Source organism: Vreelandella aquamarina (assembly GCF_020075495.1).
Classification (GTDB): Bacteria; Pseudomonadota; Gammaproteobacteria; order Pseudomonadales; family Halomonadaceae; genus Vreelandella; species Vreelandella aquamarina_A.
Map to the genome: position 1 here is coordinate 31796 of NZ_JABYQT010000013.1, position 13532 is coordinate 45327.

At 59.3% G+C, this 13532-nt stretch carries 13 protein-coding genes; 8 read left to right on the plus strand and 5 right to left on the minus strand.

Features of this window, described 5'->3' with window-relative positions; genetic code table 11:
* Window positions 1–198 precede the first annotated feature (198 nt).
* The 4 genes from putP to HW452_RS15535 form a co-directional block, all read right to left on the minus strand.
* Complete coding sequence (gene putP / locus HW452_RS15520; protein ID WP_224107008.1) at window positions 199–1689, minus strand: sodium/proline symporter PutP; 1491 nt, start codon at window positions 1687–1689, stop codon at window positions 199–201.
* A 136-nt stretch (window positions 1690–1825) separates the two neighbouring features.
* Window positions 1826–5017: a bifunctional proline dehydrogenase/L-glutamate gamma-semialdehyde dehydrogenase PutA gene (gene putA / locus HW452_RS15525; RefSeq protein ID WP_224107009.1), complete on the minus strand. Its 3192-nt coding sequence runs from the start codon at window positions 5015–5017 to the stop codon at window positions 1826–1828.
* Between the two features lie 150 nt (window positions 5018–5167).
* Window positions 5168–6001 carry an AraC family transcriptional regulator gene (locus HW452_RS15530; RefSeq protein ID WP_224107010.1) on the minus strand — a complete coding sequence of 278 codons (834 nt, stop codon included), beginning with the start codon at window positions 5999–6001 and terminating at the stop codon, window positions 5168–5170.
* A 30-nt stretch (window positions 6002–6031) separates the two neighbouring features.
* A complete protein-coding gene (locus HW452_RS15535) occupies window positions 6032–6391 on the minus strand; it encodes a hypothetical protein (RefSeq protein ID WP_224107011.1) in 360 nt (119 codons plus the stop codon).
* Window positions 6392–6768: 377 nt separating this feature from the next.
* On the opposite strand from HW452_RS15535, the gene HW452_RS15540 reads away from it, so the two are divergent.
* From HW452_RS15540 to HW452_RS15575, 8 genes are all read left to right on the plus strand, one after another.
* Window positions 6769–7335, plus strand: a complete 567-nt coding sequence (locus HW452_RS15540; protein ID WP_224107012.1) for a YqaE/Pmp3 family membrane protein — start codon at window positions 6769–6771, stop codon at window positions 7333–7335.
* 88 nt (window positions 7336–7423) lie between these two features.
* On the plus strand, window positions 7424–8293 hold the full coding sequence (locus tag HW452_RS15545; RefSeq protein ID WP_224107013.1) for a carboxylate/amino acid/amine transporter: 870 nt from the start codon (window positions 7424–7426) through the stop codon (window positions 8291–8293).
* An 88-nt stretch (window positions 8294–8381) separates the two neighbouring features.
* Complete coding sequence (locus HW452_RS15550) at window positions 8382–9326, plus strand: NAD(+) kinase (protein ID WP_224107014.1); 945 nt, start codon at window positions 8382–8384, stop codon at window positions 9324–9326.
* Window positions 9327–9328: 2 nt separating this feature from the next.
* A complete protein-coding gene (locus HW452_RS15555) occupies window positions 9329–10285 on the plus strand; it encodes a metallophosphoesterase (RefSeq protein ID WP_224107015.1) in 957 nt (318 codons plus the stop codon).
* 266 nt (window positions 10286–10551) lie between these two features.
* Window positions 10552–11400, plus strand: coding sequence for a rhomboid family intramembrane serine protease (locus HW452_RS15560; RefSeq protein WP_224107016.1), 849 nt, complete (start codon window positions 10552–10554; stop codon window positions 11398–11400).
* A 10-nt stretch (window positions 11401–11410) separates the two neighbouring features.
* Complete coding sequence (locus HW452_RS15565) at window positions 11411–11695, plus strand: YeaC family protein (protein ID WP_224107017.1); 285 nt, start codon at window positions 11411–11413, stop codon at window positions 11693–11695.
* Window positions 11679–12530 carry a DUF2797 domain-containing protein gene (locus HW452_RS15570; RefSeq protein WP_224107018.1) on the plus strand — a complete coding sequence of 284 codons (852 nt, stop codon included), beginning with the start codon at window positions 11679–11681 and terminating at the stop codon, window positions 12528–12530. Before HW452_RS15565 ends, HW452_RS15570 begins: the two co-directional genes overlap by 17 nt.
* An 82-nt stretch (window positions 12531–12612) precedes the next feature.
* On the plus strand, window positions 12613–13038 hold the full coding sequence (locus tag HW452_RS15575; RefSeq protein WP_224107019.1) for a CopD family protein: 426 nt from the start codon (window positions 12613–12615) through the stop codon (window positions 13036–13038).
* A 21-nt stretch (window positions 13039–13059) separates the two neighbouring features.
* Here HW452_RS15575 and HW452_RS15580 read toward each other — a convergent pair whose 3' ends face one another.
* The gene (locus HW452_RS15580; RefSeq protein WP_224107020.1) at window positions 13060–13521 is read right to left on the minus strand and encodes a DUF2231 domain-containing protein; all 462 of its coding nucleotides are present in this window, start codon (window positions 13519–13521) and stop codon (window positions 13060–13062) included.
* Window positions 13522–13532 lie beyond the last annotated feature (11 nt).

Sequence of the window (13532 nt, forward strand, 5' to 3'; positions counted from 1 at the left end):
GTCGTTGTGAATCATGGGGGTAGTGTATCGGCAGGAAAGAGCGCCGTTATTGACTTGAAGCAAAGAGCAGAGCGCTGTCCGAAATTAGCTTAATCAGAAGACTGCGGTCAGGCGAGGTGGGTTGCATCGAGGGTTTCTTTGGAGGCCCCAGGCCTTCTCGCGTAATACCGCGAGAAGGCCTGGGGCCAGCGGTAGGGCCTAGCGCTCGATGTGCTGGTATTCGCCAGCGTCAGCCGTCATGGCGCTTACCACCATGATGGCGATGAACGATGCAATGAAGCCAGGAATGATCTCGTAGATACCAGGGCCGCCCAGGAACGCGCTGCTCCAGCCCAGCGAAATCCAGATCATGACCGTGGCGGCACCGACGATCATGCCCGCGATGGCGCCGGCACCGTTGGTGCGCGACCACATCAGCGACAGCAGAATCAGCGGACCGAACGCGGCGCCAAAGCCAGCCCAGGCGTTGCTCACCAGGCCCAGTACCTGAGAGTTGGGGTCCGAGGCGATCAGCGCCGCTACCAGGCCTACCAGCACCACGCTTATCCGGCCAACGGTCACGGTCTGCTTCTCGGACGCCTGCTTGTTCAAGAACAACCGGTAGAAATCTTCCGTCAGCGAAGACGATGCCACCAGCAACTGGCTTGAAATCGTGCTCATGACGGCGGCGAGCAGCGCCGCGTACAAGAAGCCGGTAACCAGCGGGTGGAACAGGAGATCCGCCAGGATGATGAAGATCGTCTCTGCGTCCTGAATCTCCATGCCGTTGCGAAGCGCATAGGCGCGACCGAAGATGCCAAGCGAAATCGCGCCGATCATTGATACTGCCATCCAGCCCATGCCGATGTTACGCGCAGTCGGTACATCCTTGAGATGACGGATGGCCATGAAGCGGACGATGATATGTGGCTGTCCAAAGTACCCAAGCCCCCAGGTGACTGCAGAGAGCCAGCCGATAAAGGTCAATCCGTCGGTCCAGGATAAAAGTGTTGGATCGAAGCTGTTGAGCGTTTGTGACGCCTGGCTGAAGCCGCCGCCACCTTCACCGAACAGCACCACCGCTGGCATGATGACCAGAGCAAGCATCATGATGCAGCCCTGCACGAAATCCGTCATGCTCACGGCCATGAAACCGCCTACCACGGTATAAAGAAGTACCACCGCCAAGGTGATGATGATGCCCAGCGCGTAGTCGCTCATGCTGCCGATATTGATGATGCCGGCAAAAGCGTTTTCAAACAGCTTGCCGCCCGCGACCAGGCCGGAGGCTGTATAAACCGCAAAAAAGATGACGATAACGATGGCCGATACCGTTCTCAATGACATTGCCCGGGTGGGAAACCGGTTGGCCAGAAAGGCCGGAATGGTAATCGCATTGCCATAGTGAGCGGTCTGCTCACGCAGTCGCGGAGCCACCAGGATCCAGTTGAGAAAGGCACCTGCAAACAGGCCAATGCCGATCCAGGCCGCTCCCAGTCCGTTATCGAAAATTGCCCCCGGCAGACCCAGCAGCAGCCAGCCGCTCATGTCCGAAGCGCCGGCCGAAAGTGCGGCTACCTTGGGACTCAGCGTCCGGCCCCCCAGCACGTAGTCTTCCGAGGTGGATGTCGAGGTGCGCATGGCATATACGCCAATCCAGATCATGAGCGCAAAGTACGCAAGAAGACTGATCCAAACACCAATAGCCATGAAGTTCTCCCGTTATCATGTCGGATGGTTCCGACAGGTGAGGGCGCCTTCCCGTATACATCGGGTAAGGCGCCGCCTTGTTGTTGTTAACCCTGTTATCTTTTTAGGTTGCCAAGGTCAGTGTACGCCTTGCCGTTTACTCATCACCCAGCGCGAGCAGGGATGCATTGCCTCCCAGCGCCGCTGTATTGTTGGTAACGGTCTTTTCCGTGATGAAGCGTTGCAGGTAGTGCGGGCCGCCCGCTTTCGGGCCAGTGCCCGAGAGCCCTTGGCCGCCAAAGGGCTGAACGCCTACCACGGCCCCGATGATATTACGGTTTATATACACATTGCCTACTCGAATATTACGCGCTATTTCAGCGGCAAAGGATTCGTTGCGGCTATGTACGCCAAACGTCAGGCCATAACCCCGGCCATTGATGTCCTTGATCACTTGATCAAGCTCGCGGGCCTTGTAGCGAACGATATGCAGTACAGGGCCGAACTGCTCGCGGGTCAGTGAGTTGATGCTGTCGATGACAAAGGCAACCGGCGCCACGAAAGTGCCGTGCTGGGTGTGTTCAGCCGCCATGGGGGACTCGGCGACCATACGGTTTTCAGCCTTGAGCCTTTCGATATGCTCAAGCAGTCCCTTGCGTGCTTCCTCATCGATCACCGGGCCAACGTCAGTTCCCAGATCACGCGGGTCGCCCATGCGCAGCTCGTTCATTGCCCCTTGCAAGATGGTGATCACGCGGTCGGCAACGTCATCCTGCAGGTAAAGCACGCGCAGCGCCGAACAGCGCTGGCCGGCGCTTTGAAAGGCGGACTGAACCACGTCCACCACTACCTGCTCGGGCAGGGCAGTGGAGTCGACGATCATGGCATTCATGCCGCCGGTTTCGGCAATCAGGGTGGGCAGCGGCGCGTTTTCACGTGCGGCCAGGGCGCGGTTGATGACCTGGGCGGTGTCGGTGCCGCCGGTGAATACCACGCCGGTAATACGCGAATCCGAGGTCAGCACGTTGCCGACCGTCGGGCCGTCACCCGGAAGCAGCTGTACCACGTCGCGAGGCAGGCCAGCTTCGTAAAGCAGCTCGATCACTCGGTGGGCAACGATGGAGGTCTGCTCGGCGGGCTTGGCCAGCACCGTGTTGCCGGTAACCGTGGCGGCAACGATCTGACCGCAGAAGATGGCCACCGGGAAGTTCCAGGGGCTGATCGCGGCAAATACGCCTTTACCGCCCAGGATAAGCCGGTTGGATTCACCCGTCGGGCCGGGCAGTTCGATTGGCTCCCCCAACGACTCCTCGGCACGCATGGCGTAGTAGCGGCAGAAATCCACCGCTTCCTTGATCTCATCCACGCCATCGGTCAGAAGCTTGCCACCTTCGCGGGAGCAAAGGGCCATCAGCTCCGCCATGTTGTCTTCCATCAGCTCGGCCAGGCGACGCAGCACAGCAGCACGCTCGGCCACCGGCGTGGCTTCCCAGCGCGGAAAGGCTTCCCAGGCGGCGTCCACTGCCTTGGCGGCCTGCTCGTTCGTCGTCCACTGTACGTGGCCTACGCGCTGGCGACGATCAAAGGGCGAGGTCACCTCATGCGTATTGGCAGCGTCGTCGGCCACGTCAAAGGCCAGCAGCGGCTTGGCCAGGTACTGCTTGTCCATGAAGTCGGCCATCTTCTCCATCAGCGGGTAGAAGTGGCTGCGCACGTTCAGGTTGACGCCGCGCGAATTGGGCCGCTTCGGCCCGTAGATATCGCGGGGCAGCGGGATGCGCGTATTGGTCAGCGATTTCTGCTTGCGCAAGGTCTCGATCGGGTGCTGGCACAGCCACTCGACGGGCACTTCCGGGTCGACCAGCTGGTGGACGAAGGAGGAATTGGCACCATTTTCCAGCAGGCGGCGTACCAGATAGGGAAGTAGATCCTTATGGGCGCCAACCGGAGCATAGATACGGCAGTAGGTGCCTTGCGGGGCACGCGCGAGGGCCGCGTCATAAAGCGCTTCACCCATGCCGTGCAGGCGCTGGAACTCGAACGGGCGGCTATCGTGGTTGGCCAGCTCGAGAATGGTGGTCACCGTATGGGCATTGTGAGTGGCAAACTGCGGAAAGATACGCCCCAGGGTATCGTTGGAAAGCAGGAACTGGGCGCAGGCCAGATAGGCAACATCGGTGCAGGCCTTGCGGGTATACACCGGGTAACCATCAACCCCCAGCTGCTGGGATTCCTTGATTTCACTATCCCAGTACGCACCCTTCACCAGGCGCAGGGGAATTTCATCGCCCTGCTGGTCGGCCAGGCGATTGAGGTAGTGAAGCACCGGCAAGGCACGCTTCGAGTAGGCCTGTACTACCAGGCCAAAGTGGCCCCAGCCCCTGACGGCGCTGCTTTCGTAGACGGCACGGAAGACTTCCAGCGATAGCTCCAGGCGGTCGACTTCTTCGGCATCGATGGTCACGGCCACGTCCAGCTCGCGGGCCTTGGTGACCAGCTTGATGACTGTCTCGACCAGCTCCGCCAGCACCTGCTCGCGGCGGCCAAACTCGTAGCGGGGGTGAAGCGCGGAAAGCTTGATCGAGACTGACGGTTTGGGCGTCTTGTCGCTCAGACGCTGGGAGGTCTTGCCGACCTGCTCGATGGCGCGAGCGTAGTCGTCGAAGTAGCGCTTGGCGTCGTCGCGGGTGCGTGCGGCTTCGCCCAGCATGTCGTAGGAGTAGGTATAGCCCTTGTTGAACAGCGGCCTGGAGCGCTTAAGCGCTTCGTCGATATTCCGGCCCAGCACGAACTGCTTGCCCATGATCTTCATGGCTTCGACCATGGCGCGGCGAATGACCGGCTCGCCCAGGCGGTTGACCATGCGGTTGATGAAGGTGGCGGGCTGGCCGTCCCTGGGGTGGTCAAGCTTCAGCACCCGGCCGGTCATCAATAGCCCCCAGGTGGAGGCATTCACCATCCAGGATTCGCTTTTGCCGGCATAGGATTGCCAGTCAGCGGGGCCAAGCTTGTCTTCGATCAAGGCATCGGCGGTCGCTTTGTCAGGAATGCGCAGCATGGCCTCGGCCAGGCACATCAGCATCAAGCCTTCGTGGGTATCCAGGCTGTATTGCTGTAAAAGCTCATCGATGGTGTCCACGGCTGTGTCCATTTCGCGGACATCGCGGATCAGCGCCGCCGTGTTGGCCTCAATGCGAGCGAAGTCTTCGCGATCCGTATCCAGCAGCTTGATCAGCTCACCCACGTAGGTTTCTTCGTCCACGATGTAGTGATCGCTTACCCGTGCCATCAGCGTATCAAGATCAGTTTGCCAGGTGGCAGAGTCACGCATTTTTTTAGCGTTGAGCATTGAGGCCCCCGTGAATCCAGTTAAAGCGAATAGGTGGTCGGGCGGTTAGGCCCAGGCAGCGCTCGAATGTAGAGCGCCGCGCGCCTGGTTGTATGTCGTTTTCTCGGCAAAACGTGTCAATTTCATGGCAAGCACAAGGAGTTTTCAACTTTAGTAGTAGACGTTAGGGGCCGTCAGCGGGCTTTTTCCAGCTGCTGGTGAGGCCGGGGCAAAATGCGCCGGGGCGCCTTGGCGCAACGTGCGCGGCGAAACGCCGTAGCTACGCCGAAAAGCATGTGAGAGGGCACTTTGATTGGCAAAACCGGTTTGAATGGCGATATCGGTCAGCGGCAGGCGGCTTTGCAGGATCAACTGGCGCGCGGCGTGCAGGCGCTGGCGCTTGACGTACTGCCAGGGTGAAAGGCCCGTCTGGGCACGAAAGCGCTCGGAAAAGTGCGCCTCGCTCAGGCAGGCCAGCCGGGCCAGATCCGCGACTCGCAGCTCGTCGGCCAGGTGACGACGGATGAAACGGTCTATCTGGGGCATGTCGATGCGCCGCTGGCAGGCGGACGTGGCATCGCCCAGGCGCGCTTTCAATGAGCCAAGCAGCGTTGCTGCCAGACGATCCTGCTGAAACGAGGTGACGCAGGGGTCGAACCCCTGGGCCAGCTCGCTCTCCATGAAGGCAAGGTAGTGACGCAAAGGCGCATCGAGGGCAAAAAAACGTGGCGCATCGAACAGGGCCACCAGCTCGCGATGCTCGCCGGTCAGGGCCGGGGCGTCTTCGGGCAAGTCCAGAATCAACTGCCGATTGTGCCCGTGGCCTGCGTAGTAATGCTCGTGATTGGCTGGCACGATACAGCCTGAAAAGGCGTTGATACGCCCACCAAGCCCTTCGATCTCGAACTCCGAAGAGCCGCAGAGCGTAATCACGATCTGATGAAAGTCATGGGCGTGGTGATGAGTAGCGCTATCCAGCGGGATCTTGCGAATGGTGCTTGGCATGCGTGTGATCTCCTGGCGCTGCGGTTGCCGCTATTGCTGGCGCAGCGCCGTATGGGCCGCTAGATGGTCACGTAGCACTTGCAACTCCTCCTGCCCTTGGGCGTTCAACAGAGGTTTGCCCTGGGCAAGCTGCCAGCGCCGCCCGTGGAGTTCCATCAGGTGCGATGCACGACGGCGAACGCCTTCCAGATACTCGTCGTGACGTATCGGGTAACCGATAATCGCATTCCACTCGGTTTCACCTACCTGGCTATTCAACGCCTTGTCGAAAAGGGCCAGCAGATCCTTCGGTTCGGTGCGATAGCGGGGTGTCCCCACGGTCAAGAGCACCATCAGCACGCCACCGATCACCAATAGGCAAACCCCGAGTACCAGCAGGTATAGCGCCATGCGTTTACTCCCAGCCGTCGCTCATCATTTGGCTGTCAAGTATACGCGCGCGTTACCCAAGACGAAAATTTTACCGCCAGGCGAACTTTTTCAATGCAGGGTGTCTTAGGTAGTACAGGCAACGTAGCGATAGCAGTCGCTAATAGTGTTGTCCTAGCTACTGTTTCTCGATCCCTTGCTTCCGCTGCCTTCTAGGCAGCGGTTTTTTTTGCATGCTCGACACCCGCTGCACATCGACAGGTTTCGATGCCAGGCAGGTCAGCGTAAACGCTATCGTTTATGCTGACGCACAGAGTATAGCCAAGAGAGTATAGCCCAGTGAAAAGGTGGGTCTTCAACATTCATCGCCTGGCTATCACACCATCAAGGAGCCTTACATGGACGCACGTGAGTATCTGAATCGCAAGGGCATTGGCGTAGAGCGTGAGCCCGAGCGCCCCAATACGCTTGAAGAGAAAGCCTGGGAGCGTGCCCGTGGGGCAGGAATGCAGCGGCCCAGGTCCGGCACGCCCCATGATTGGGAGGACTGGGAGCGCCACCACGATGATATCGCCCAGGATGCCGAAAGCCTCGAACAAAAAATCGATAAACAGGCCCACCGCAAAGGGCATGCCGATACCCCGTCAGGTGCGAAAGCGCAGGACGCCGTCGGCCACTTTACACCGGCCGCCGTGACACCTCCTGGCGTCGCTGATGGTGATGTGGCTCGCGATACCGCCACTACCCCCAAGAGTGCCAGCCAAGAAGTGCGACAACCGCACCGCGTAGAAAACGAGACCGGCAGCCTTAAGGCGGCTTATTGCCTTCTGGCCGTTTTGCTCCCCCCGCTTGCACTTGGCTTGACCGATGCCGGTTCACGGCGGATCGGTATCAGCGTCATCCTGACTCTGCTTGGGTGGCTGCCCGGCGTCATCCATGCGTTGATGTGGCTGGCGCGTCGTTAACGTATAACCTGTTCACGGTTTACTGCTTGGCAGGCCCTTCAAAGTCCGTATAATCCATGTAAACTTTTTCAATATTATGGGGTTTACAATGGGCTATCTGGTAGGCGTGACAGCGCTTTGGGCATTTTCATTTTCATTGATCGGGGTATACCTGGCCGGGCAGGTAGACAGCTACTTTGCAGTGCTGGTACGGGTGACGCTGGCCATGCTGGTGTTTCTGCCCTTTCTGCGTCCAAGCCTTTTGCGTGGTAAGCAGCGGCTTGCCCTGATGGCCCTGGGGGCGCTGCAGCTGGGCGTCATGTACACCTTCTTTTACCAGTCGTTTCTGCTGCTTTCCGTGCCGGAAGTACTGCTGTTCACCATTTTTACCCCGGTCTACATTGCCCTGCTTGACGATCTGATGTTTGGACGTTTTACGCCCATGTACCTGATAACCGCGCTACTGGCGGTGATTGGCGCGGCGGTGATCCGCTACGACGGTATCGACAGCGGCTTCTGGGCAGGGTTTTTAGTGGTTCAGGGCGCTAACCTGTGCTTCGCGCTGGGGCAGGTGGGGTATCGCCGTCTGGCGGCGGATCTGCCGCCTACGCTTGCCTGGCACAACGTGTTTGGCTGGTTCTTCATCGGCGCCATGCTCGTTGCGCTGCCGGCCTTTCTGCTGTTTGGCAACAGCAGCGCACTGCCGGCTACCTCGCTGCAGTGGGGAGTACTTGCCTGGCTCGGGCTGGTAGCTTCAGGCATAGGGTATTTTGCCTGGAACCAGGGGGCGACGAAGGTGGATGCCGGGACGCTTGCCATCATGAACAATGCGCTTATCCCCGCCGGTTTGCTGGTCAACCTGCTGATCTGGAACCGGGACGCGGATATCCCTCGGCTGCTGATGGGCGCACTGATCATGGGCGCCTCCCTATGGCTCAACCACTGGTGGCTTGCTCGTCGCCGCACGGCACTTGCCTGAGGCGCGCAAGCGGGCATGAGCAGAGGCCCATTTGCCCGAAACCCTGGCTATCTCCATAATGGCAGGCTGATGCTAGCGAGAGCCGCCCATGCCTAACACTCCACCGTCATCTTCGATACCGCCGCCCGGCCAGACAACTGGGCAAGTGCGTGCCCGGCCCTTCAAAACGATTGGGCTGATTGGCCGCTTGGGTAGCGAAAAGGTCATCGACTCGCTGCAGCGTCTGATTGGCTATCTCGTCGAGCACGACTACCAGGTGCTGGTGGAAGACCGCACGGCAACAGCGCTTCCCCGGCACGGCCAGCCGGAAGCCAGTCGCCGAATGCTGGGCGAGCTGTGTGACCTGGTGATCGTGGTGGGCGGTGACGGCAGCCTATTGGGGGCGGCCCGCACCCTTTGCCGCAGCGGCACGCTGATCCTGGGTGTCAACCGGGGGAGGCTGGGCTTTTTGACCGATATCTCGCCGGATGAGCTGGAAAGCCGGGTCGGCGAGGTACTGGCCGGAGAGTTCGAGGTCGAAGAGCGCTTTTTGCTGGATGCGGTGCTTTATCGCAACGGTGTGGCCGTGGGTAACGGCGAGGCGCTGAACGAGGTGGTCGTGCATCCGGGTAAAGCCGTTCGCATGATCGAGTTCGAGCTGTTCATCGACGGTCAGTTTGTGTACAGCCAGCGCAGCGATGGCCTGATTATCGCAACGCCTACCGGTTCAACCGCCTACGCGCTTTCCGGCGGTGGGCCCATCATGCATCCCAAACTCGATGTCGTGACACTGGTGCCCATGTTTCCCCATACGCTTTCAAGCCGGCCCATCGTGATCGATGCGGCCAGCGAGATTCGCATCCATATCGGCGAAACCAACCAGACCTACCCGCATATCAGCTGCGATGGCCAAACGCGAGCGGTGGCCAAGCCCGATGACGTGCTGGTCATCAAGCGCAAGCCCGAGCGCGTGCAATTAGTCCACCCAAGGGGGCACAACTTCTACGATGTGCTGCGCAGTAAACTGGGTTGGAGCCATCGGCTAGGAGATTGAGCATGGCGGGTTACGACCTGATTGGCGACGTTCACGGTTGCGGGGCAACGCTGATTGCACTGCTTGAAAGACTCGGTTATCGCGAGCAGGAAGGCGTCTACCAACATCCAGAACGCAAGGTGATCTTTCTGGGGGACCTGATCGATCGCGGCCCACGTATTCGCCTGGCCGTGCGCGTGGCGCGGCGTATGGTAGACGCCGGGCAGGCGTTCATCGTGATGGGCAATCACGAACACAATGCGCTGGCCTATACCCACCCCGCGCCCCCCGGCAGCAACAAGCGCTGGCTGCGCGAGCACACCCCGCGCCACAACCGCATCATGGAAGACACGCTTGCTCAGTACCGGGATTACACCAACGAGTGGGACGATACGCTGGCCTGGTTCAAGACACTGCCGCTGTTTCTGGAACTTGACGGCATTCGCGTGGTGCACGCCTGTTGGGACGAGGCGCTTATCGAGCAGTTGAAAGCGCGTTTTCCCGATGGGCGCATCGATACCCGCTTCTTGATCGAGTCCACCGATCCCTCCACCCAGGCCTATGAAATCATCGACCGCTTGACCCGCGGGGCGAATATTCCACTGCCCGATGGCGTGGCTATTCAATCCGGCGATGGCTATACCCGGCAAAGCTTTCGCGCGCACTTCTGGGCCGCTCGACCCGAGCAGTGGGGCGATGTGGTCTTTCAACCCGACAACCTGCCTGGCGAGTTGGAGCAGCGGCCACTAAGCCATGGTGAACGCCAGAGGCTGAGCTATTATGGGCCTGAGCAGCCACCGCTGTTCGTGGGGCATTACTGGTGTGAAGGAATTCCGGCGCTGCCCACGCACAATATTGCTTGTCTGGATTACAGTGCAGTGAAGTATGGTCGTCTGGTGGCTTATCGATGGAGCGGTGAACGCCAGTTGAGTGCTGATAATTTTGTGTGGATTCAAGTAGTTAAAGATGATCGTGGATAAGCGGAAAAAACGGTGGACGGTAATGTTCGGGGGCTGCTCGGAATAGTTACAATCGCTTACATTATTTTTGCAAAAAGGCTGAACTAACTGTACGGCTGGCTATCAGAGTAGGTGTTCCCTTGAATGATCCCTTGCTTTGATCCGGCGGCCCCCTCCGCCGGATTTTTTTCGTCTGTGCGCCTAGCCTGCCGTTTTGCTTGACCTGAAGTTTTGTTGACCAGCTCCGTGCATGGGTTACCAGCCAAGGGCTACTACTGGGAGAGGCTATGCACCCCGTTGTGCGTTTACCAAGCGGTGTCGATACGCAGGAACTGCGCAAGGCACTGTGGCATTACCGAATAGGCCATCGCATTACCGACGAACCCGATGGTGCCTTGCTGTGGGTAGCCGACCCGCGCCAGCAAGCGCAGCTGGAAGCGTTGGTTGTACGCTGGGAGCGAGGGGAGCCACTGATTCTCGACCAGCCTGCCCACTCTCCTCGCGGAGTGGGCCTGGCCGCTACGCTGCGCCAGGTGCCGGTAACGGCGGTGGCGATTGCCATCAGTCTTGGCGTTTTTGCGCTCATTGCCGTACTGGGCGACAGTATCGTGATGGCGCTGACCATCGTGCCGGTCAGTGTCGTGGGTAATCAGCTGATGTACGCCAGCTTGAGCGATGCCCTGGCGACAGGCCAGTTCTGGCGGCTGCTGTCTCCGGCGTTTCTGCATTTTGGCTGGATGCACCTTATCTTCAACCTGATGTGGCTGTGGTATTTTGGCCGCCAGGTTGAAACGCTGCAGGGTAGCAGGGCCATGCTGCTGCTGATTCTGGTGGCGGGCATCGGCGCCAACATTGCTCAGTACGTAACCGGTACGGTGCTGTTTGGCGGTATGTCCGGCGTCGTATATGCGCTGCTTGGCCATGTATGGCTGATGTCGCGCCGGGTGCCGCACAGCGGTTTTTTCGTGCCTCAGATGCTGGTGGTCTTCATGCTGGGGTGGATGGTGTTTACCATGACCGATCTCGCGGGCTCCGTCGGGTTTGGCAACGTGGCCAACGAAGCACACCTGGGCGGCCTTCTGGTGGGGCTTGTCACCGGCTGGTGCTATTCCACGCGCCGTTTGAAAAAGAACTGAGAGGCTTTCAATGAGCGATATGACCTTCGACAAGATGATCAACCAGATGACCCCGGCGATTTATGAAAGCCTCAAGCAGGCCGTATCGCTGCGCAAGTGGCCAGACGGGCGCTTTCTGACCCAGGAGCAGACGGAACTCTGCCTGGAGGCGGTCATCCGCTATGAGGTGGAAAACAATGTTCCCGAAGCGAACCGGGTGGGCTATCTGGAGCAGCGCACCTGCGGCGCGGCATCGTCAGGTGCCAACGTGACCCCGGAAATGGCCGGACTTGCTCGGGATGCCACGCGTGACTGATGTGGTTAATCCCGTTCAAGGCTGCCTGAGTAAAATGGTGGCTACCTTGCCCGCAAGCCAGGGGGCACCGGTGGTGTATCATCTGCGCGCAGGCGAGCAGCAGGTGCCGCTCAACGCGCGCATTGGCACGCCGGTATCGCTTGAGTGGAGCGGCGCCATCGCCTGTACACACTGTGGTCGGGCCACCAGGAAGAGTTTTGCCCAAGGCTACTGCTACCCGTGTTTCAAGCGCCTGGCTCAGTGCGATACCTGCATCATGAAGCCGGAAACCTGCCACTTTTTCCAAGGTACCTGTCGCGAGCCCGAATGGGGCGAGAAGCACTGCTTTCAACCGCATATCGTCTATCTGGCCAATTCTTCCGGCTTGAAAGTGGGGATTACCCGCAAGACCCAGATGCCCACCCGCTGGCTGGATCAAGGCGCCATTCAGGCGCTGCCGATTCTGGAAGTCAACACTCGTCAGCAGTCAGGATTCGTGGAAATGCTCTTCAAGGAGCAGGTCAGCGACCGCACCAACTGGCGGGCCATGCTCAAAGGGGAAGTGGAAACACTGGATCTCGTCGCCGAGCGTGACCGGCTGCTGGAAGCGCTTGATGGCGGGTTGAATCAGCTGCGCGAACTGCACGGCAGCGACGCCATTCGCCATCTGGATGAAGCGCCGCTGGAATTCCACTACCCGGTCGAGGTGTTCCCCCGTAAGGTGGTGTCGCACAATTTCGACAAGCAGGCGCGGGTACAAGGTGTGCTTCAAGGTATCAAGGGACAGTACCTGATATTCGATACCGGGGTAATTAATCTTAGAAAATTCACGGGTTACGAAGTTACCCTGACATAATTCGCCTAGCCAGGGCGGCCGGTATTGGCTAAGGTTAAGGGCATATAACTCCTCCAAGTTACCGCAACGCAAGGAAGCCCTGATGCCCTGGCTAAAACTGTTGCACATAGCCGCGCTCGTTATCTGGTGCGGCTCACTTCTATACCTGCCAGCGTTACTTAGCTATACGTTACACCTGCGTAAAGATGCGGGCTTTGCTCAGGGCTCGCCCCCCATGCCGCGCTTTTTCTATAACTCCATCGCCACACCCGCTGCCCTGGCCGCCATCTTTTCGGGTACGCTGCTGTTCTTGTTTCATGGGTTGATGGGCGGCTGGCTGATTTTCAAATTGGGGGCGGTGGTTGCCATGGTCATCGCCCACGGATGCTGCGGCTGGCTGATCCTGCGCCTGGAAATGGGTATTTACCGCGGGGTCAAGACCGCCTCCGTACTGGCGCTTTTGTTGGCGTTGGCGGGCATTCTCGGCGTGCTGGGGTTCGTGCTTGCCAAACCGCTGGACTGGAGTTGACCCGCCATGTCCTGTGATCTGCTACTTCTCCACCTCGACGCCGACGGCGTGTTCGTACACCAACTGACCGCCCAGCCAGCCGGTCAGTGCAACAAGACCTCCGGTCACCAGCGAAACCAGAATGCCCCAGGGCAGTACCAGGGTCGGGTCGTTGAATCGAATCAGCCAATTCAGCGAGGCAAGGGACAGCATGACGACCGCGATGATGGCGTGGCTCCAGCCGGTGATCAAACGGCGAATCTGACCCACGCTTACCAGATCGACAATGCCGGCAAGGCTTGCAAACCATCCACCAAAAGCGCCAATGCCCGCCAGCCAAAGGCCCACCCGCAACCAGAAGGGGTCACTGGTGTACCAGTAGCCCAGATCGCAGGCGACCAGGGCCATGAGCGCGGCAACGGGAAAGTGAACCATCAAAGGATGCAGCGGGTGGCCAGCAATAGCAGCGCGGCTTGTGATTTTAGGCCTGTCGGAGTTTGCCATTGTCACTTCCT